This is a genomic window from Pseudoalteromonas sp. Z1A2, assembly GCF_011378755.1.
Taxonomy (GTDB): Bacteria; Pseudomonadota; Gammaproteobacteria; order Enterobacterales; family Alteromonadaceae; genus Pseudoalteromonas; species Pseudoalteromonas distincta.
Genome location: NZ_WTKX01000031.1, coordinates 1 through 19,949 on the forward strand (window position 1 = coordinate 1; position 19,949 = coordinate 19,949).

The window sequence follows — 19,949 nt, forward strand, 5'->3', positions numbered from 1 at the left end:
ATGAAGTAAATTTAAATCCAGAGAAAAAAGAAGCAATGCGGGCGGCATAAAATTTAATTTGATGCGACAACTAACTTGAAAAACTCCGTTGGCAACGCCAGAAGTAAGTAATTTATTCACAAAGAGGTTAAGAGGCGCTGCGCTTTTAGAGGTAGTAATAAAGCTAAGCTAAACTAATAAACCCGAGTTTATGTCTTCTCATTTACTTCTCTTTCGCTTCTCTTTGTATAATAGATCTTTAAGTGGTTCATTGACCAAGAAATTAAATAACTAGAAGCGTTTAGCTCTAAGAAGGTTAAATACGGTCTTTAAGCTTAAAATGAGAGGTGGTATTTTCAAGTAAAGCTATCCCTAATCTTTAAATCTAAACTTCGAGTTTATTTATCCGTTGTAGACGTTGAGCTTGCTCGCGTGAGAAGCGACAGCTTCTATTCCCCCCTCAAAAATATAATTTATAAGATTTTATTTGTTGGCAACGCCAGAAATAAGTAATTTATTCACAAAGAGGTTAAGAGGCGCTGCGCTTTTAGAGGTAGTAATAAAGCAAAACTAATAAACCCGGGTTTATGTCTTCTCATTTACTTCTCTTTCGCTTCTCTTTGTATAATAGATCTTTAAGTGGTTCATTGACCAAGAAACTAAATAACTAGAAGCGTTTAGCTCTAAGAAGGTTAAATACGGTCTTTAAGCTTAAAATGAGAGGTGGTATTTTCAAGTAAAACTAGCTCTAATTTTTAAATCTAAACTCCGAGCTTATTTATCCGTTGTAGACGCTGAGCTTGCTCGCGTGAAAAGCGCCAGCTTCTGATGGCTATATCTAATCACTATATCTAATCACTATATCTAAGCCCACTTAACCCTTTTCTAAAGCTGCTCTTTATTATTACCTATGTTATTTTAAACACCTTGTTTAAAAGGATATTGCAGTATGTTTAAAACCCTATTTATTACGTTGTTTTTTATTTTTAGCGCCATTTTTATTGCAAGTGTGCAAGCCAACGAAGCTAATAACTCACTTGTAGTAGGTGCGCAGCAATATGCTAAATATTTACCGCAGTTAAAAAATAAACGTGTAGGGCTAGTAGTCAATCAAACATCAAGCGTAGGGGAAACTCACTTAGTAGATACTCTACTGACTAAAAACATAAACATAACTAAAATTTTTGCACCTGAGCATGGCTTTCGTGGCGATCACGATGCGGGCGCCCATGTGAAAAATGCTGTTGATGGTAAAACTGGTATTCCGCTTATTTCTATTTACGGTAAAAATAAAAAACCAAGCCAAGCTGCTTTAGCCGATGTTGATGTCATTATTTTTGACATTCAAGATGTGGGAGTGCGTTTTTATACCTACATAAGCTCTATGCACTACATGATGGAAGCCGCTGCAGAGCAGGGGATAGAATTTTTAGTACTCGATAGGCCCAACCCAAATATTGCCTACGTTGATGGGCCAATATTAGAGTCAGAATTTAAATCGTTTGTAGGCATGCACCCAATTCCTGTTTTACACGGCATGACCGTTGGCGAACTTGCCAAAATGATCAAGGGCGAGGGCTGGATCAATAAAGCGCCCGATTTAAAGTTGACTGTGATCCCTGTTGGTCATTACACTCGCAAAAGTACTTACAGCTTGCCTGTAAAACCCAGCCCTAACTTACCTAACGATCAAGCCATTGCGCTTTACCCATCACTTTGCTTTTTTGAAGCAACGCCTATTAGCATTGGTAGAGGCACCGACTTTGCATTTCAAGTAATTGGCTATATGCCAGTAGCATTAGGTGATTTTAATTTTACACCGCACGCAATTAAAGGCGCTGCTTTAAACCCTAAATTTAAAAACCAAACCGTGCAAGGGCTCGATTTAAGACAAGCAAATATCACAGGTTTAAATTTAACTTACTTAATAAATGCGTACACGGAGCTTAGTAAAAACAACATCTCGTTTTTTGAGCGCGCTGACTTTATGGATAAACTAGCGGGTACTAATAAATTGCGCTTAGCTATTGAAGCAGGGCAATCAGAAGCGCAAATAAAACAAAGCTGGCAGGCGGGGCTTGCGCAATTTAAAGCGCAAAGAGCGCCTTACTTGTTATATAAATAAGGGCTAAGCATGTTTATTGCTGTAAAAAATCAAAGGTGTGGTTATATCAAACAAGCTTTTATAGCGGCATTGAGCTTTATTATTCTGGGTTGTAGTACACCACCTGAGCCTATTAGCTCGGTGCTACCACTTACAAAGAGCCAACTTGTAGAGCTGCCTAATGCACAAGTGGTTGTAACGTTTCCTGAGGTAAATCCAAGTAGCCGGTTTTATGTAAATAATCGAGGGACGTTTAAAGCTTACAAAGGGCGCGGGCAATTATTAATACAAAACCACAACGCACAAAGCGCCGATATTTACATAAATAATCAAAAGCTCGACGTTAACCAACTTAGCGCCAACACCTTATACAATTACAGTTTGGCAAAAAATACTCACAATGGTGTTAATACTTTTAAAGTTGAAAATATTCTCCCTGTTGGCGCAAGCTTAACACTGCGTTTTGCATTTTCTACTTTAAGTGATGAACCAAAAAAGCATATAGATTTTACTGAAGTAGACACATTAATTGAACGCGATGTAAAAGCAGGTTTTCCTGGGGCTGTATTGGCCGTTGTTAAAAACGGCGAGCTAATAAAGTTAACCGCCTATGGCGATGCAAAACAATATCAGCAAAGTGACTTAATGCTACTTCGCCCAGAACCAATGCAAACTAATACCTTGTTTGATTTGGCCTCAAACACCAAATTATTTGCCACCAACTTTGCACTTATGAAACTAGTAAGCGAAGGGCTATTAAATATTAATAAACCCGTGCAAAGCTACCTAAGCGAGTATAAAGGTGAAGGGCGAGCAAAGCGCACAGTAAAAGACTTACTTACACACAGCGCCGGATACCCGCCAGTATTTGACTTCCATCGTAAAGATGGCAGCTATGGCGACGCGTTTTATTCGCAAAACAGTAAAACCACTAAGCAGCTATTACTTACCAGCGTGCCTTTTAGTAGTAAATCATCTGGGCAGCATGTTTACTCAGATATTGATTACATGATTTTAGGCGTACTCATTGAGCGCATTACAGGGCAATCCCTTGACGAATACCTAGAGCAGCAAGTGTATGCGCCACTAAAATTAACTAACACGTTATTTAATCCACTTAAAAAAGGCTTTAAGCCGCAGCAATTTGCAGCCACTGAGCTTAGCGGCAACACACGAGACGGGCGTATTAAGTTTGATAATGTTCGCACCGATGTTTTACAAGGACAAGTGCATGACGAGCGCGCTTACTATTCACTTGATGGCGTAGCAGGGCATGCGGGGCTATTTAGTAACGCTCACGACTTAGTCGTGCTTTGCCAGCTATTATTAAATAATGGTGGCTACGGCGACCAACAATTATTTAGTGCAAGCGCTTTAGCGCAATTTTTAACGCCGCAATCAAGCGATGAAACCTATGGGCTTGGCTTTAGGCTTGCCGGTAATAACCAAACAAGGCGTTGGCACTTTGGTCCTTATGCAAGCGCGCAGGCTTATGGCCACACAGGTTGGACGGGGACAGTAACCGTAATAGATCCCGCTTACGACTTGGCTATTGTTTTACTTACTAATGCTCGCCATAGCGCAATTAAAGGCTCGCTAAAACGTTACGAATTTACAGGCAAACAATTTGAAACCGCGCAGTACGGATCGGTGGTGTCGCTTATTTACGAAGCGTTACTAAATCAATAAGCTATCGTATAGGTTAAAACGTACTAACTGTGCCACCTTAAGTGATTTATTTACAGGTGACTTGAGTAAGCCAATCCATTAAGCTAAGCGGTCTATAAAACTAAGCCGGTTTATGTTGTTAGGCTTAACAAAGAAGCGTTAAAACGCGTACAAAGCGAGGTTTACTCGCTAATAACTAAGGTTAACTTTTTATGCATTGGTATTCTATTTTACCGCCGCTAATTGCGATTGCTATCGTGTTTTGGCGAAAAGAAGTGATTATGGCACTACTTGTTGCCGTTGCTTCTTCTGAGTTTTTACTCGCCTTTCAGGGCGAAGGTAATAGCCTGTTTGACACTTTTTTAAATACCATTGAACGTATTATTTCGGTTGCCAGCTCGCCAGGTAATACACGCATACTAATATTTAGTATTTTAATTGGTGCATTGCTTGCCTACATTCGCGAATCTGGCGGCGTTGCAGCAACTGTTAATATGCTAATGAACAAAGGCATTGCAAAAAGTAAGCGCCAAGTGGGCTTTTTAACCATGTTTACCGGTATTGCGGTGTTTATAGAATCTAACTTGAGCGTACTTACCTCGGGTATTTTATCGCGTGGCTTGTTCGACAAATTTAAAATGAGCCGAGCGCGTCTAGCGTATATTATTGACAGCACCAGTGCGCCAGTGTGTATTTTAATACTACTTAACGGCTGGGGTGCATTTGTACTTGGTTTGTTAGGTAACTACGAGCTAGGTGAGTCGGCTGTATCGGTATTGTGGGGCAGCGTAGGGTATAACTTTTACGCCATAATTACCCTTGCCATTGTTTTTTATACAATCGCGTTCGATAAAGTGCACGGCCCAATGAAAGAAGCCGAAGAAAAACTAGAGCTTCAAACAACCGACGTAAAAGATGAAATAAAAGCCTCTAAAGCGCGTTACATGTTAATCCCGCTTATTACGCTAATTACCAGCATGGTTGGCTTTATGTATTACACCGGTAATGGTGTACTTGCCGAGGGCAGCGGTTCTAAATCAGTATTATACGCAACGGTTTTAGCCATTGTTGTGGCTTACTTTTTAATGATTGGTTCGCGTAAATTTACGCACCATCAATTAGTTGATACAGGCTTTAAAGGTATGGGCGAATTAATGCCATTGGTCGCCATTGTACTGCTTTCGCTTACACTTGGCGCAAGCTTAAAAGAGTTGGGTACTGGTGTATTTGTAGCATCGCTTGTTGGCGACTACCTACCTATTTACTTAATAGTACCGGTGCTGTTTTTAACCGGCGCAGTTATGTCGTTTACTACGGGTACATCGTGGGGCACGTTTGCCATATTAATCCCAATTGGCGTGCCACTTATTCAAGCGCTAGGTTTACCGCCATCGCTTGTGGTAGGTGCTATTTTAGGTGGTGGTATATTTGGCGATCACTGCTCGCCTATATCCGACACCAGCGCTGTATCGGCTATTGCATCGGGGTGTGACTTACTCACCCACGTTAAAACGCAGCTACCATATGCCTTATTTGGTGGCGGCCTTACGTTTATAGCGTACTTAATAACAAGCATTATTGTTTTATAAAATACGATTGCTTAAATAGTCAAAAGCCTGCTTATTGCAGGCTTTTTTGTTTTTAAATTAAGACCGAGCCGAGTAATACCAAGCTTAACGACGCTCTAGATATTAAATAAACTATTTAAATATAGACTTAAGTACCCGTATTTATATTTTTTAGGTTATTGTATAGCATGAGCTTTAAGCTTTTTGGTAGCTATAAATTCTTACTTTTTAACTCATATAAGGCTGTAAATCCACACTATGTTTGCAATTGATAATATCATTCTCGTTAGTGCCATTTTAATTTTACTAGGAGTGATCTCGAGCAAGTTATCTGCACGCGTTGGCTTACCGGTGCTGGTGCTATTTTTACTTGTAGGTATGCTCGCAGGTGAAGACGGTATTGCAGGTATTTCATTCGACAACGCAGAGGCCGCACATGCTCTGGGTACCCTCGCGCTTGCCATCATTCTATTTGATGGCGGCTTACAAACGCCTACCAGTTCAATTAAACAAGTGTGGAAACCCGCGTCTGCTTTAGCAACCGTTGGGGTGTTATTTACTGCTGTAATTACAGGCCTTGTGGCCACTTATATTTTAGACCTGCCCATATTACAAGGTGTTTTACTGGGCGCCATTGTTGGTTCTACAGATGCTGCAGCAGTGTTTGCACTTTTACGAAGTGCAGGTATTCACTTAAATAAAAAGCTTAAATCTACCCTTGAAATAGAAAGCGCATCGAACGATCCAATGGCTATTTTTCTAACGGTTGGTTTGCTCGAAATGCTCGTTAATGACATGCCAGTAGGGTTGGGCTTACTGCAGTTATTTGCTCAACAAATGGGTGTTGGCGCTATTTGTGGTCTTTTAATTGGCAAAGTATCGGTTTGGTTTATTAATCGAATTAAACTAAATGCATCGGGTTTGTATTTAGTGATGGTAACAGCATTTGGACTGCTTTCTTTTGGCCTTTCTGCAACGCTTGGCGGTAGTGGATTTTTAGCTGTATTTATAACGGGTGTTATTTTAGGTAACAGCAAATTTGTATATAAACGCGGTATTTTTCTGTTTCATGACGGCTTAGCATGGCTTGGGCAAATAACCATGTTTGTTGTGTTAGGGCTCCTTATTAACCCATCGTCGTTGGTTGATGTATGGTTAGAAGGGTTGCTTATTGCACTGGCACTTATTTTTGTTGCTCGCCCATTAGCGGTAGCGCCTATTTTAAAACTGTTTGGTTTTAACAATCGCGAAACTTTGTTTGTATCTTGGGTTGGCCTTAGAGGCTCAGTACCCATTATTTTAGCTATATTCCCATTACTATTTGGTCTTTCAGGGGCTGAGCTTATTTTTAATGTTGTTTTTTTCGTAGTGTTAATTTCAGCCACGTTACAGGGCTCAACAATGCCGTGGATGGCTAAAAAACTAAATTTAGTAGAGCCGCCACCTGATTTGGCTGCTGCAACGCTCGAAATCACAGCACTAAACGATATTGATATAGAAATTGTAGAGTACACTTTAAGTGACGTTTCTCGGGTTTCTGGGCGCAGCTTGTCACATGCTGCACTTCCTGAAAGTGTGGTTGTTGCTATGATCACACGGGGTCCGTCAATCATCCCGCCTCGAGGCTCAACTAAGTTAAAACCAAACGATCACTTATTTGTTGTTTTAAAACCAGATAACAGACCTTTTGTTGATTTAGTTTTTACAGCAACCGATAAAACAAACCATCAAGATAACCACTTAGCCCACAACGAACTTAAAGTGAAAGGGGTAACGTTGGTAGGCGATATATTTTACTCTTACCATATGCACATAGACGCTCCAGAGGGCATAAGCTTGGAAGAAGTGATTAACCAAAAGCTTTCAGGAGAAGTCAGTAAAGGGGCTATTGTTGTTATTGGTAATGTGCAAATACGCGTTATAACAATGGTACATACACGCATAGTCACCATTGGCTTAAAGTATTTAAACAATCCAGAAAAGCGACTTTTAAAGCAGTAATCATTAACAGTGATTTGTTTAGCTGTACTAGCTCAGACTTGATCTGACAGTTACCCATTTTTCTAATGGTGACTGTTAGTTTAGATTTGAGCTAATACAATCTACATCAAAGATGAATACAACAAAATTACTAAAGAGCAATATCGTGATTTTATAGAGCTTTCCTCACTATTAGATTACATGGGCGATAGTTAACTATCTCTGTGCAGCGCGTAGCGCCTCTGTGTTCTCGGTGGTAATATTTATCTAAATTACCACCAACCTTAACTGAGCCAAACCAACCTAAGCCCCACATTGCCTAACCCCAGCACCCGCATGTTTAAGCGCAATAATTTGCCCTTTGCCGTTATGCGCCATGGCGAGCATATCACCGGTATTTATATTACTTTCTACCGCGTGTTTACCTTTTAAATCTCTCAATAATGACTGCTTAATTTGTACTAGTACCTCGTCATTACAGCTGGCTATGTACCAGTCGTTATCTACCTTTACGAGCGTGCCGTATTCTATGTGGCGTTGTTGGTGGCGGCGTAAATCGTTAGCTAATTGGCTATCGAGTGCGTGTTTTTGCTCTGTAAAGGTGCTTGCGTAGCTACCTGCTTGATTTATTTCGTGTGTTTTAATAATTGAATAGTCGTGAATGTCTATAGTGTTAAATACGCTATTAAGCACGGTTTTAGGCTCAGTATTTATTACGTTGTTATTATCAAACACAATAAAGGCGAACACACCGAGTGCGCAGGCAAGGCTGGTTAGCTGTAGCGTAAAACTAAACCTTGTGGGCTTTTTAGGCTTTGTGTGCGTGGCTGTATTAAGTAGCGCTTTTTGTTGATCGCTTGTAAGTGTTATGCGCTCTTTTCGCTCTTTGTAGTGTTGTGTGAGCTTTTGATCAAACGGCTCATCAGGCTTGTTCATTGTTTGCTCCTAATAAACGTTTAAGGTGTTGCTTGGCGTAGCGCAGCCTTGTTTTAATGGTCTCAAGGCTGCTTTGCGTTATAAGTTCTATGTCGGCAAGCGAAAAGCCTTCTTGTTGCAAGGTTACGGCTTCGCGCTGTACAAAGCTAAGTTGTTTTAGGGCGGCGTCGAACGCGTCGTAACTTATGTTTGAGCTGCCTATAGTTAAGCCACTTTCGCTTTTATCATTTTGTGCTGCTAAATGCGTGTTTTCGTCAAGCTCTACAAAGTGCTTTTGCCTGCGGTATTCGTCAATGAGTGTGTTGCGGGCAAGTTTAAATAACCACGCTTTGGGTGTGGTTTGTCCTTGGTAAAGGTGGCGTTTTTCGATTACTTTTAGCCATGTTTGTTGGCTTACGTCGTATGCTAAATGCGTATTAGATTGCGTAACAAGGTAGTGGTATAAGTCGTTACTGTAGAGGGCTATAAGCTGCTCTAAGTAACGATTGTCGCCACTTTTTGCGTAACTTGCCATGCAGTCCTTGCTTGGCGTTTCAAATAACCATGACTTAATACTTAGTAGCATAGGCGTTTAGTCCGTTAAATAGAGTTATCTAATTTAAAATCGAGCTGTACAGTTTGACCTGTTTGTAATTGTGCCACACCTTCAATTACTTTGGGGCGATATTTCCAGCGTTTAATGGCTCTTATTGCTTCGCGGTCAAAGGTACGTTTTGGCTCGGCGTTAATAACTACTGGGTCGATTACTTCACCGGTGGGCGAAATACTAAAGCTTAGTTGTACCCAACCTTCAATACCATCGCGCGCGGCTGTAGTTGGGTATTTAGGGTTTATGCGCACTATGGGTGTTGCATCCCCTGTAGGGCGATTAATGGTATTGTTAATGTCGCCACCAAAATCGTCAATTGTAACTGGCGTAAGGTCGCTAATTGCCAACACAGGATCGGCTGATGTATTAAGCGGTGGAGCTTTTTGCGGCACTTTAGGCATTGGCGGTGGCGGCTGTATTTTTTGTATATGCCTGACTTTTGAATCCTCAGGTGCCTGAAAAATCTCTACTATAATATCGCCCCCTGGTTTAACCGGTGCGCGTTGCTCGCCACTTATTAAATATTGCATAAACGCAAAAGCTGCAAAGGTCATTGCGGCGCCGCCGATAACGGCAGTCGATGTTTTAATAAATACTGGGTTGTTAGGTACTTCAAGTGTGTGCATAAGCCGCTCCAAATTTTATTGACCACTACTATTAGGGTGTTTTCAAAGCTATAACGGGTGGCAAATCAAAAAGGGGTGAAATAATTTTATAAAAAATGTGGGGTTTAGTTACAATAGCCATTCGCATTCTTTTACTTATTAACTTTTTAGGCTGTTATGCAACTCATTGAAATAAATAAAGCGCGTTACCGTAAACATTTAAACCGTGTTATTGCAGGATGCGGTATTGGTTTGGCTGTAGGCAGCTTGGCTATATCGCAAACGCTGATTGCTTTATTTCCTGATGAAAGTGGTAGCCACTTTCATTGGAACTTAATAGGCGTTGCTATTACAAGCGTTGGGCTTGCGTGGTTACTTAATAAATACCGTACACATAGCTTTATGACTGAAGTTGTTTATGTGTGGGAGCTTAAAAAAGCACTTAATAAAATAACCCGTAAAATGGCTAAGTTAAAAGCCGCTGGCCGTGAAGGTAATGCCGATGCGTTATTAGCGATTCATTATAGCTACGCGGGCTCTCGGTTATTGTGGCAACTAGACGATAACCTAATCACCATGGACGATTTAGCCATTAAACAAGCTGAGCTCGAATCTGTTGCAGCGCAACATAACGTAACGCTTAACGTTGAAGATTACGATGAAAGCATTTTAAAACAGTTTTAAAGCTTAGGTTTTTAAATTAGTTAGAGGAGCCTCAATGAAAAAAGTACTCATAGTGTGTTTAGGTAATATTTGCCGCTCGCCAACCGCAGAGGCGGTATTAAAAGCCCGTGCTAAAAAACTAGGTGTTAACGTTAAAGTAGATTCGGCAGGGACTATTGGTTACCACGAAGGTAAAACGCCTGATAGTCGCTCAATGGCAGCAGGGGAGAAGCGTGGTTACAGCTTTAAAGGTATTTATTCACGTAAAGTGCGTACAAGCGACTTTACTGAGTTTGATTTAATTTTAGCGGCCGATACGCAAAATTTAGCTGATTTAAAAGCCCAGTGCCCTGAGCATCTACAGTACAAATTAGCGCTTTTTTTAGAATATGGCGAGCAAGCCCAAAGCGCTATTCCCGATCCCTATTACGGCGGCGATGATGGCTTTGAAAATGTGCTCAATTTAATAGAAGCGGCTAGCGATAAAATACTCGCTAAAATTTAATCCCTATTTTATTACTAAAGCTAAATTTAACGAGCTTTTAGTCGTATTGCATGGCGTCCCTAAAGTAAGTACATTTTATACTTACTCAAAGGGAACTTTATGAAAATAAAAATATTACTACTCACTTTATCTATCGCTTCTTGTTCTACTTTTGCTAATGATGTTAGTTTTTCGATTGGGGGTGGCTATCCTTACTTAGTTATTCCTGAGGTATCTTTATCGGCTAACGACGACACACAACGCTGGTATGCAAACTATAAACTAGGCCTTGATGATGGATTTTCTGCCGGTTTTGAACAAGCGGTTAGCGATAATAAAAAACATGCTTTTGGCGTACTTGTGGGCGCTATTGGTGCAAGAGATACAGACCAAGAGTGTGAAAGTTCAACTAATGATGTAGCAACTGACTTTGCTAATACGCTAGGTTGTGTAATTGGCGGTATTTTTGATGAAGAAACAACAAACGGCATAGGGCTTACGTACAACTACAACTTTAATGGATTGAACAGCGCTGGTTTTAGATTAGAGCTAGATGTGGGCTACGGTAAAGCAAGCGATAGCAATGAAAAAAGAGCCGATGGCGGAATTAGCGTAAGTTATGAATTTTAACTACGTAGAATTTGTATTAGTTGGTATTAAAAAAGACGCTTAAAGCGCCTTTTTTAATGAGCCGCTTTTAGTGGCGGTTAATTTTAAAGTCGAGTTGTACCTGAGAAATAGCGCTAACAGGTTTGCCATTTTCAAACTTTGGCGCGTAACGCCATTGCTCAAGCGCTGCTTTGGCTGATTTTTCAAATGCGCTGCCGCCTTCTGAGCTAAGTACTTTTGGGTTTTTTACAAAGCCAGCTGCGTCTACCTCAAACTCCATAACAACGCTACCATCGGTACTAAACCTGGCTTTGTTAACTGGGTATTTAGGATTAACACGATAGAGTGGTGTTTGCTCTTGCGATTCTTTCCATGGCACCATTTGAGCGATAGCTAGGCAATGTTTAGTTGCTTCTTCGCTTTTACCTTGCTTTTCGTACAGGCCTACAAGCTTTGAATGAGCTGTTAGCTCTGCACTGTGATCAAAGTTTAAGTTACTATCGAATACAGTAACTATACGGTTTAGCCTTTCAATCGCTTGATTGTATCTTTTACGACCCTCTGCGAATGAGGCCATTAAAAAATCGGCTTTTATGCGCTCTAGTGAGTTTTCAGGTAAGTTTTCTTGGTAGTATTCGTCGGCTTCTTCTAGGTAGTTTTTAGCCTCACGATATTTTTTAGAACTAAACTTTTTAGCCAGTAGCGTTGCAGCTTCAAGTTTCATGTCGGCTACAAACTTAGGGTTATTTTGTGTTTTAGCTATACCTATTACTTGTTCTAAAAAGTTAGCTGCTTTGTAAGCTGATGTTGTGTAGTTAGCTTTTCCGAGCAGTGCATCAACTGTTTCTATTGATTGTTTGCCGTGGTTTGCAGCTAAAATAGTATGTGCTTCATCATAAAGTGCAAAACGTTGTTCGTTTAGCTCATCGCCGTAGCCTTTAATAGCTTTAGCGTAGTTAATAGCTAAGTTAGCAGTATTGTCGTCGCTTTTACCGTAAACGGCTTTACCTGATGTGTAAGCAAGTTTGGCAGTTTGTTGTACGTTTTCGTCTGCTTTAACTGCTGCTAAATAGCTTTGGTATGCTTGGTTAAATACCGTTTGAGGATCGCTTGCTTGGCTGGCGAATGCTGTAGTGCTTAAAGTTGTTGCGCTTAAAGTAGATAAACTTAAACCGATAAATAAAGCGAGTTGCTGACGTTTCATAATAATCCCTATTAACTTTTAAATTGAAACTAGGTTGACGTAATTACAACAGTTTCTTATTAATATAATTTTTGACTGAATGGTAAAACTACTTAAAGGCGTTCAAAATACAGTTCAGCTTGTGTTGTTGCATTTACAGGTTTTCCATTTTTAAACTTTGGAGCGTAACGCCATTGTTTAACAGCGGCTATCGCTGATTTTTCAAATGCTTTAGAACCCTCAGAACTAATAACCTTAGGACTTTGCACAAAGCCATGGGTATCAACTGTAATCTCTAATATAACTATTACATGACTTTTAGTTTCACCGCGAGGGTATATAGGCTCGGTTATGTAGAGTGGATTTTGCTCTGAGGTATTTTTCCAGTGCGTATTTTTAGCAAAGGCTAAGGCGTGTTTAGTCGCTTTATCGCTTTCATCTTGTTTTTCATATAGCTGAACTAAGCCAACATGCGCATTAAGCTCAAAGCTTTGATCTAAATTTTTATATTTATCAAATAAGCCAACTATACGGTTTAGCCTTTTAGTTGCTTTGTCGTAATCTTTACGGCCACTCTCAAATGAAACCATTAAAAGGTCAGACTTTATACGCTCTACTGCATTATCAGGTAGCTGGGCTTGGTAATATTTATCTGCATCTTGAGCGTATATTTTCGCTAAAGAGTATTCGCTATGGCTAAACCTATAAAGTAATGTTTCTGCAGCTTCAAATTGCATATTGGCGACAAGGCCTGGGATATTTTGTAATTCAGCGATTTTAATGAGTTGCTCAAAGTTTTTGACTGCGATATATGATTTATTGGTATGAGTGGCTTTGGCTAGTAGCGTATCCATAGTCTCTATTGAGTTTTCACCATAGTTTTTAACTAAAATACGGTGGGCCTGTGAATACAAATCAAACCGTTTCTTTTCATTGCCATTCCCTATAACCATAATGTTCTTTGCAGTATAATTATTGATGGCTTTGGCGTAGTTAATAGCAAGGTTCGCGGTTTCATTGCTATTTTCTCCATATAGAGCGAGCCCTTTTTGATAGGCAAGTTGTGCTTCTTTTTCAGCTTGTTCTTTGGCTGCAACAAATGCTGAGTCAGTTTCTTCGGCGTTTGCAGATACAACTTGAATGCTATTTACTTGGTTTGCGAAAGTGCAGTTAGCAAAGGCTAATAAGCTTAATCCTATTGATATGGCGAGCTGTTGGTGCTTCATAATAATCCCTATTATTTATCAGCCCATAAAATTACCAAAACTATCAAGGCCTGTCATTATTTTAGGTAAATTAAAGTAAACAAGCGAGGTTGTAATATTCGGGTTATTAATTGCTTAACAATCATTGAAAATAACGCCTGTCGTCGCCATATAATTGCCATAAACAGTCTTGTACTACGGTGTATTTATCCTATTTTGTGATACTATCACTTTATTGTCGTGTCGTAGTTATTTAAATATTTGGATTTGTCGTGGCGCAAGTAAGAGCAAGAGTCCAGCTTAAAGTTGGCAGAAATAGTGATATCCCTGCAGAAATAATCTCATTTACTGATTTAAAAGATGGTAAAGAACATATTGCTATGGTGTTTAATAACGCCGATACAGAGCAAGATGTACCGCTAATTCGTATGCATTCAGAATGCCTAACGGGCGATGTATTTTACTCATCGCGTTGTGATTGTGGTGAGCAGCTAAATGAATGTATTGAAATGATGCACGAGCAAGGCGGTATTTTATTGTATTTACGCCAAGAAGGCCGTGGCATTGGTTTATACAACAAAATAGACGCTTACGTATTGCAATCGCAAGGTATGAACACCTACGAAGCTAATAATCATTTAGGCTTTGCTGATGATTTACGTGACTTTTCGGATGCGGTATTAATGCTCAATGCGCTTAATTTAAGTCACGTTAAATTAATGACTAATAATCCTAAAAAGCTTAATGCATTAAAAGATGCCGGTATTAATGTTGACTCGGTTGTGGGCACACATGCGCACATTAAAGCGGGTGTTGCGGGTAATAAATCGTACCTAGAAACAAAAATTAAGCATGGCGCGCATATGTTAGATATTAAGAAAATTAAAAAACCTTAATTATTTAATTACGTTTCGTCTATTAATCCCCCCTCACGCCAAGTTATACTTGGCGTGTTTCGTTTTAAATTAAGAGCAAGTATGTCTACACAATTACGAATTTTTAAAGCCGATGCAGGGCTAAAGTGGTTAAAAGCCGGATGGCTTATTTTTAAAACCCAGCCAGCAACCTTTATTTTTATGCATTTATTTATTGGCATTGTAGGGCTGCTGTCTTTATTTTTACCGCTGCTGCAAGTAGTAGCAGCACTCGCTACGCCATTTTTAACCGCAGGGTTTTACCAAGCGGTGCTTAGTAAGCAACAGGGCGGAAAAATTATGCTAGCCGATATTCTCAAGCCATTTACGGCTAAGGGAAATCGTTTAGGGTTATTACGTTTAGCACTTTATCAAATGGGTGCGGGTATTTTAATGGCGTTACTTGCTAATGGCTTATTTGCCGATGCAGTGGCTGTTATGAGCCAACCAGGACTTGATCCAAACGTAGCACTTGAGCAAATGCTTGAGAGTATTTCGGGCGCGAATGTAATTTTATTTTTTATGGCAATGCTAATTTATTTAACGGCATTTGCGTACGCTGTGCCACTTGTTTATTTTAGTAAAGAAACACGCATTTTAACGGCGCTTAAAAAATCGTTAATGGTGTTTTATCATAACATTTTGCCACTTGGCGTTTTTGGCCTTATTTGCGCATTATTTATGGCGCTTTCGATGTTCTTATCGTTCTTACCACTGTTGATTTTAATGCCGATTTGCTACATTAGCTTTTTTGTATCTTATCAAGCTATTTTTATGCCTGTTGTACCATTAAGTGACGACATTAATGTTAAGCCACTTAGCAGTGAAACAAGCGGACGTTTTGACGCTTAATGGATGATAAATTAAAGCAAAAACTAAAAAACTATGTACTTTGGTTACTAGGGCGCCAAGAATATTCGCGTCGTGAGTTAACGCTCAAATTACAGCAAAAAGAAGCGACAGAAGAGTTTATTGAAACGCTGCTTGATTGGTGCGAAAAGCACAATTTTATTAACGAGCAGCGATACTGTGAAGGCTTTGTAAGAAAACACATATTTAAATGCCACGGGCTTAAGCGAATACAAAGCGAAGCTATGGGCAAAGGGATTGATCGTTCGCTACTTGAAATGGTAGTTGAAGAGCTTGAAATAGATTGGTTTGAGCTTGCGCAGGATGCGTACAATAAAAAATATTCGAATACACCGCCAGATCTCGATTACAAAGATAAAGCTAAGCGCGTGCGCTACTTAATGTATCGGGGTTTTAGCTACGATGAAATTAATTTTGCAATGCAAGCACAGTAAATACAGGTGAGACTTTCAAATGCAGCACATGACTACCGCACAAATTAGGCAACAGTTTTTAGACTTTTTTGCCAGCAAGCAACATCAAATAGTACCTTCTAGCTCGCTTATACCGGGTAACGATGCCACGTTGTTATTTAACAATGCCGGCATGGTGCAATTTAAAGATGTATTTTTAGGCGCAGAAAGCCGCCCTTATACACGTGCGACAAGCTCGCAGCGCTGTGTACGTGCTGGCGGTAAGCATAACGATTTAGAAAACGTAGGCTACACTGCTCGCCACCATACATTTTTTGAAATGTTAGGTAACTTCAGCTTTGGCGATTACTTTAAGCAAGACGCGATTAAGTTTGCGTGGGAGTTTTTAACTGAGGTTGTTAAATTACCTCAAGAAAAACTGCTTGTTACTATTTATCACGATGATGAAGAAGCGTTTGAGTACTGGTCAAAAGATATTGGCTTAAGTGAAGATCGTATTATTCGTATTGCGACCTCTGACAACTTTTGGTCTATGGGCGATACTGGTCCATGTGGTCCGTGTTCTGAAATATTTTATGACCATGGTGAGCATATTTGGGGCGGACCTCCGGGCACTCCAGAGGAAGACGGCGACCGTTTCATCGAAATTTGGAACCTTGTATTTATGCAATACAACCGTCAAAGCGACGGTACTATGTTGCCTCTACCTAAGCAATCTGTTGATACAGGAATGGGCCTTGAGCGTATTTCTGCAATTTTGCAGGGTGTGCATTCAAACTACGAAATCGATTTATTCCAAGGCTTAATTGCAGCAGCTGCAAGTGTAACTAACGCGCAAGATATGGACGATAAGTCACTACGCGTAGTGGCGGATCATATTCGTTCGTGTGCGTTTTTAATCTCTGACGGTGTTATGCCATCTAACGAAGGTCGTGGTTATGTACTACGTCGTATTATTCGTCGTGCTGTGCGCCACGGTAATAAGTTAGGTGCGCAAGGTTCGTTTTTCTATAAGTTAGTTGCTGCGCTAATTGAGCAAATGGGTCAAGCGTACCCAGAGCTTGCTAAGCAACAAGAAATTATCGAAAAAGTATTACGCATTGAAGAAGAACAGTTTGGTAAAACACTTGAGCGTGGCTTAGCTATTTTAGAAGAAAGCTTAAGTGACCTTAAAGGCGATATTATACCGGGCGACTTAGTATTTAAACTTTACGATACGTATGGCTTTCCAGCTGATTTAACGGCCGATGTTGCGCGTGAGCGCCAGATGACGATTGATCATCAAGGTTTTGAAGAGTGCATGGCTGTACAACGTAAAACAGCGCAACAAGCGGGTAAGTTTGGTGCTGATTACAATGAGCAATTAAAATCAGAAAAGCTTACAGAGTTTAAAGGCTACGACAGCACGCACCATAGCGCGACAGTGGTAGAAATTTTTGCCGGTGGCGAAGCTGTTCAGTTATTAGAAGATGGTCAACAAGGTATTGTAGTATTAGACCGCACACCGTTTTACGCTGAATCAGGCGGCCAAACGGGCGACACGGGTACTATTACAGTTGCTGGTGGCGAATTTAATGTTACTAATACCACTAAACTTGGTAATGCTTTTGCTCACCACGGTACTGTGCAAGGTCGCATTGGTGTTAACGATAAAGTGGATGCGACTATTGATGATGCACGCCGCGATAGCATTAAGAAAAACCACACAGCTACACATATTTTACACGAAGCACTACGCCAATTATTAGGCGACCATGTAGGCCAAAAAGGCTCACTTGTTCAGCCTGATCGTTTACGTTTTGACTTTTCGCACTTTGAAGCGGTTACTAAAGATGAGCTACGTGAAATTGAGCGTGTAGTTAATGACGAAATTCGTCGTAACTTCGCACTTAATACTGAGCTTATGGCTATTGATGATGCTAAAGCGAAAGGTGCTATGGCGTTGTTTGGCGAAAAGTATGATGACGAAGTACGTGTAGTTACTATTGGCGACTACTCTATTGAGCTTTGTGGTGGTACTCACGTTGAGCGCGCAGGCGATATTGGTTTATTCAAAATTGTATCTGAAAGTGGTATTGCCGCAGGTGTCCGCCGAATTGAAGCGGTAACCGGTGCTGATGCAGTTGCTTATGTTAGCGAGCAAGAGCAACAATTACATGATGTAGCTGCTTTAGTTAAAGGCGATAGCGCATCGGTACTTGAAAAAGTAACTGCGTTGCTTGAAAAGTCTAAAGGTCTTGAAAAGCAAATTGCGCAACTTAACGATAAGTTAGCAAGTGCAGCGGGTGCATCTTTACTTGATTCGATTGTTGAAATTAACGGCGTTAAGCTACTTGTAGCAAATGTTGAAGGTACTGAATCTAAAGCGCTTCGCGGTATGGTTGACGACCTTAAAAACAAGATTGGCTCAGGTGTTATTGCTCTTGGTGTTGCCAGTGGCGACAAAGTAAGCCTAATTGCTGGTGTAACTAAAGACTTAACAGGCAAAGTAAAAGCCGGTGAGTTAGTTAACCACATGGCAGGCAAAGTAGGTGGTAAAGGTGGCGGTCGTCCAGATATGGCACAAGCCGGTGGTAGCGAGCCACAAAACCTTGCTGCTGCACTAGATAGCGTTACAGCTTGGTTAACTGAGCGTACTTAAGCCTAAGTGGCGCTTATTGTTCAAAAATTCGGTGGCACTTCGGTCGGCTCGATAGAGAGAATTGAAGCGGTCGCCGACCTTGTTGTAAAAACCAGACAACAAGGACACCAAGTGGTTGTGGTGCTCTCGGCTATGTCGGGAGAAACCAACCGCTTAATTAATCTCGCCAAACAAATCGATACTCGCCCGAGTAGCCGTGAACTAGATGTACTTATTAGCACCGGAGAGCAGGTTTCTGTATCACTACTTGCTATGGCTATTATAAAACGTGGCCACTCTGCTGTGAGCCTATTAGCCGATCAAGTCAATATTTTAACCGATAACATGTTTGGTAAAGCTCGTATTGCAGAGGTTGCTGCTACGCGTTTGAAGCATGAGCTTGAGCATAATCGTATTGCTATTATTGCTGGGTTTCAGGGGCGTGATGTTGAGGGCAATATTACAACGCTTGGGCGCGGCGGTACCGATACATCGGCTGTGGAAATAGCTGCGGCTATAAAAGCTGACGAATGCCAGATCTATACAGACGTTGACGGCGTATATACTACAGATCCTCGTGTTGAACCTAACGCGCGCAGAATGAGCCAAGTTACCTTTGCCGAAATGCTAGAACTGGCAAGTTTAGGGGCGAAAGTTTTGCATATTCGCTCAGTAGAAGCCGCAGGAAAACATAATGTGCCACTTAGGGTGCTTTCGAGCTTTAATCCCGATGAAGGTACATTAATAAGTTTTGAGGAGAACGATATGCCAAGCAAGGTTGTATCGGGGATTGCGTTTAATCGTGACGAATGTTTAATTAAGGTACAAGGTGTGCCAACGGGCACGCAATATCTTTCAAAAATATTGAAACTTTTTGCCGAAAATGGCATCGAAATAGATATGATTAATCAAGTTAATCATAACTTTGAAAAAATAGACTATGCTTTTACTGTGCACTCGAATGATTATCTGCAAGCACTTGAATTATTGAGTGAAGATCAAGCTCAGCTCAGTGCTCAAAATATAAGCGGATTGCAAGCGGTAGCTAAAGTTTCTGCTGTTGGCATGGGTATGAAATCACATTCTGGTGTCGCTAGTTTATTTTTTGATGCATTAGCGCAGGAAAATATTAATGTGGTTTTAGTCTCGACTTCAGAGATTAAAATTTCAGTTTTAATAGATGAAAAGTACTTAGAGTTGGCTGTTCGTGCATTACACAAGGCATTTTTAACAGAAAATGGATAGATTGCGAGTTTTTACTTACTTTTCAGTCTAATTTTCATTAGTATGTTTAAGCGGAATCTTATAATTTTTATTGGAACATGGGAGCAAGAGAATGCTAATACTAACTCGTAGAGTAGGTGAAACCCTAATGATTGGTGACGAAGTAACAGTTACTGTTCTAGGTGTTAAAGGAAATCAAGTTCGAATCGGTGTTAATGCACCAAAAGACGTATCAGTGCATCGTGAAGAGATTTACATGCGCATACAAGCTGAAAAGTCGAACCCTAATCCGGGCAATGCTTAATCAACACGTATACGTAGTTGAGTAATTAACT

At 40.5% G+C, this 19,949-nt stretch carries 18 protein-coding genes; 13 read left to right on the top strand and 5 right to left on the bottom strand.

What is annotated here, in order from left to right:
* Positions 1-928 precede the first annotated feature (928 nt).
* The 4 genes from GQR47_RS17430 to GQR47_RS17445 all read left to right on the top strand — a co-directional run bounded on the left by GQR47_RS17430 (position 929) and on the right by GQR47_RS17445 (position 7,320).
* Positions 929-2,104 carry a DUF1343 domain-containing protein gene (locus GQR47_RS17430; protein WP_165724211.1) on the top strand — a complete coding sequence of 392 codons (1,176 nt, stop codon included), beginning with the start codon at positions 929-931 and terminating at the stop codon, positions 2,102-2,104.
* Between the two features lie 9 nt (positions 2,105-2,113).
* Complete coding sequence (gene pbp4b / locus GQR47_RS17435) at positions 2,114-3,772, top strand: penicillin binding protein PBP4B (protein WP_165724212.1); 1,659 nt, start codon at positions 2,114-2,116, stop codon at positions 3,770-3,772.
* Between the two features lie 191 nt (positions 3,773-3,963).
* Positions 3,964-5,340 (top strand): Na+/H+ antiporter NhaC family protein, encoded by a 1,377-nt coding sequence (locus GQR47_RS17440; protein WP_165724214.1) that lies wholly within the window; start codon positions 3,964-3,966, stop codon positions 5,338-5,340.
* Positions 5,341-5,577: 237 nt separating this feature from the next.
* The gene (locus GQR47_RS17445) at positions 5,578-7,320 is read left to right on the top strand and encodes a potassium/proton antiporter (RefSeq protein ID WP_024594793.1); all 1,743 of its coding nucleotides are present in this window, start codon (positions 5,578-5,580) and stop codon (positions 7,318-7,320) included.
* Positions 7,321-7,602: 282 nt separating this feature from the next.
* Here the strand turns inward: GQR47_RS17445 and GQR47_RS17450 are convergent, their stop codons facing one another.
* The 3 genes from GQR47_RS17450 to GQR47_RS17460 are packed head-to-tail and all read right to left on the bottom strand — an operon-like array spanning position 7,603 to position 9,450.
* Positions 7,603-8,235 (bottom strand): hypothetical protein, encoded by a 633-nt coding sequence (locus GQR47_RS17450; protein ID WP_024594792.1) that lies wholly within the window; start codon positions 8,233-8,235, stop codon positions 7,603-7,605.
* On the bottom strand, positions 8,222-8,800 hold the full coding sequence (locus GQR47_RS17455) for a sigma-70 family RNA polymerase sigma factor (protein WP_024594791.1): 579 nt from the start codon (positions 8,798-8,800) through the stop codon (positions 8,222-8,224). Before GQR47_RS17455 ends, GQR47_RS17450 begins: the two co-directional genes overlap by 14 nt.
* Positions 8,801-8,814: 14 nt before the next feature.
* On the bottom strand, positions 8,815-9,450 hold the full coding sequence (locus GQR47_RS17460; RefSeq protein WP_165724215.1) for an energy transducer TonB: 636 nt from the start codon (positions 9,448-9,450) through the stop codon (positions 8,815-8,817).
* A gap of 156 nt (positions 9,451-9,606) precedes the next feature.
* On the opposite strand from GQR47_RS17460, the gene GQR47_RS17465 reads away from it, so the two are divergent.
* From GQR47_RS17465 to GQR47_RS17475, 3 genes are all read left to right on the top strand, one after another.
* On the top strand, positions 9,607-10,113 hold the full coding sequence (locus GQR47_RS17465; protein WP_024606258.1) for a DUF3087 domain-containing protein: 507 nt from the start codon (positions 9,607-9,609) through the stop codon (positions 10,111-10,113).
* Positions 10,114-10,147: 34 nt separating this feature from the next.
* The gene (locus GQR47_RS17470) at positions 10,148-10,597 is read left to right on the top strand and encodes a low molecular weight protein-tyrosine-phosphatase (RefSeq protein ID WP_002961928.1); all 450 of its coding nucleotides are present in this window, start codon (positions 10,148-10,150) and stop codon (positions 10,595-10,597) included.
* Between the two features lie 99 nt (positions 10,598-10,696).
* Positions 10,697-11,206, top strand: coding sequence for a hypothetical protein (locus GQR47_RS17475; RefSeq protein ID WP_024595744.1), 510 nt, complete (start codon positions 10,697-10,699; stop codon positions 11,204-11,206).
* Between the two features lie 67 nt (positions 11,207-11,273).
* On the opposite strand, the gene GQR47_RS17480 is transcribed toward GQR47_RS17475, so the two are convergent.
* Positions 11,274-12,389, bottom strand: a complete 1,116-nt coding sequence (locus GQR47_RS17480) for an energy transducer TonB (RefSeq protein WP_024595743.1) — start codon at positions 12,387-12,389, stop codon at positions 11,274-11,276.
* A 92-nt stretch (positions 12,390-12,481) separates the two neighbouring features.
* Entirely contained in the window at positions 12,482-13,594 is a 1,113-nt protein-coding gene (locus GQR47_RS17485) for an energy transducer TonB (protein ID WP_024595742.1), read from the bottom strand.
* Positions 13,595-13,845: 251 nt separating this feature from the next.
* On the opposite strand from GQR47_RS17485, the gene ribA reads away from it, so the two are divergent.
* From ribA to csrA, 6 genes are all read left to right on the top strand, one after another.
* The gene (gene ribA, locus GQR47_RS17490) at positions 13,846-14,469 is read left to right on the top strand and encodes a GTP cyclohydrolase II (protein ID WP_002961931.1); all 624 of its coding nucleotides are present in this window, start codon (positions 13,846-13,848) and stop codon (positions 14,467-14,469) included.
* 81 nt (positions 14,470-14,550) lie between these two features.
* Positions 14,551-15,339 (top strand): BPSS1780 family membrane protein, encoded by a 789-nt coding sequence (locus GQR47_RS17495; protein WP_024595741.1) that lies wholly within the window; start codon positions 14,551-14,553, stop codon positions 15,337-15,339.
* Complete coding sequence (locus GQR47_RS17500; protein ID WP_002961933.1) at positions 15,339-15,791, top strand: regulatory protein RecX; 453 nt, start codon at positions 15,339-15,341, stop codon at positions 15,789-15,791. Before GQR47_RS17495 ends, GQR47_RS17500 begins: the two co-directional genes overlap by 1 nt.
* 19 nt (positions 15,792-15,810) lie before the next feature.
* Positions 15,811-18,411: an alanine--tRNA ligase gene (gene alaS, locus GQR47_RS17505; RefSeq protein ID WP_165724217.1), complete on the top strand. Its 2,601-nt coding sequence runs from the start codon at positions 15,811-15,813 to the stop codon at positions 18,409-18,411.
* Between the two features lie 6 nt (positions 18,412-18,417).
* Positions 18,418-19,635 (top strand): aspartate kinase, encoded by a 1,218-nt coding sequence (locus GQR47_RS17510; RefSeq protein WP_024597680.1) that lies wholly within the window; start codon positions 18,418-18,420, stop codon positions 19,633-19,635.
* A 91-nt stretch (positions 19,636-19,726) separates the two neighbouring features.
* Positions 19,727-19,918 (top strand): carbon storage regulator CsrA, encoded by a 192-nt coding sequence (gene csrA, locus GQR47_RS17515; RefSeq protein ID WP_004587515.1) that lies wholly within the window; start codon positions 19,727-19,729, stop codon positions 19,916-19,918.
* Positions 19,919-19,949: the final 31 nt, after the last annotated feature.

Coding starts and splice junctions, on each gene's coding strand:
- GQR47_RS17430 (WP_165724211.1), top strand. CDS start 929: ATGTTTAAAACCCTATTTATTACGTTGTTTTTTATTTTTAGCGCCATT.
- pbp4b (WP_165724212.1), top strand. CDS start 2,114: ATGTTTATTGCTGTAAAAAATCAAAGGTGTGGTTATATCAAACAAGCT.
- GQR47_RS17440 (WP_165724214.1), top strand. CDS start 3,964: ATGCATTGGTATTCTATTTTACCGCCGCTAATTGCGATTGCTATCGTG.
- GQR47_RS17445 (WP_024594793.1), top strand. CDS start 5,578: ATGTTTGCAATTGATAATATCATTCTCGTTAGTGCCATTTTAATTTTA.
- GQR47_RS17450 (WP_024594792.1), bottom strand. CDS start 8,235: ATGAACAAGCCTGATGAGCCGTTTGATCAAAAGCTCACACAACACTAC.
- GQR47_RS17455 (WP_024594791.1), bottom strand. CDS start 8,800: ATGCTACTAAGTATTAAGTCATGGTTATTTGAAACGCCAAGCAAGGAC.
- GQR47_RS17460 (WP_165724215.1), bottom strand. CDS start 9,450: ATGCACACACTTGAAGTACCTAACAACCCAGTATTTATTAAAACATCG.
- GQR47_RS17465 (WP_024606258.1), top strand. CDS start 9,607: ATGCAACTCATTGAAATAAATAAAGCGCGTTACCGTAAACATTTAAAC.
- GQR47_RS17470 (WP_002961928.1), top strand. CDS start 10,148: ATGAAAAAAGTACTCATAGTGTGTTTAGGTAATATTTGCCGCTCGCCA.
- GQR47_RS17475 (WP_024595744.1), top strand. CDS start 10,697: ATGAAAATAAAAATATTACTACTCACTTTATCTATCGCTTCTTGTTCT.
- GQR47_RS17480 (WP_024595743.1), bottom strand. CDS start 12,389: ATGAAACGTCAGCAACTCGCTTTATTTATCGGTTTAAGTTTATCTACT.
- GQR47_RS17485 (WP_024595742.1), bottom strand. CDS start 13,594: ATGAAGCACCAACAGCTCGCCATATCAATAGGATTAAGCTTATTAGCC.
- GQR47_RS17495 (WP_024595741.1), top strand. CDS start 14,551: ATGTCTACACAATTACGAATTTTTAAAGCCGATGCAGGGCTAAAGTGG.
- GQR47_RS17500 (WP_002961933.1), top strand. CDS start 15,339: ATGGATGATAAATTAAAGCAAAAACTAAAAAACTATGTACTTTGGTTA.
- alaS (WP_165724217.1), top strand. CDS start 15,811: ATGCAGCACATGACTACCGCACAAATTAGGCAACAGTTTTTAGACTTT.
- csrA (WP_004587515.1), top strand. CDS start 19,727: ATGCTAATACTAACTCGTAGAGTAGGTGAAACCCTAATGATTGGTGAC.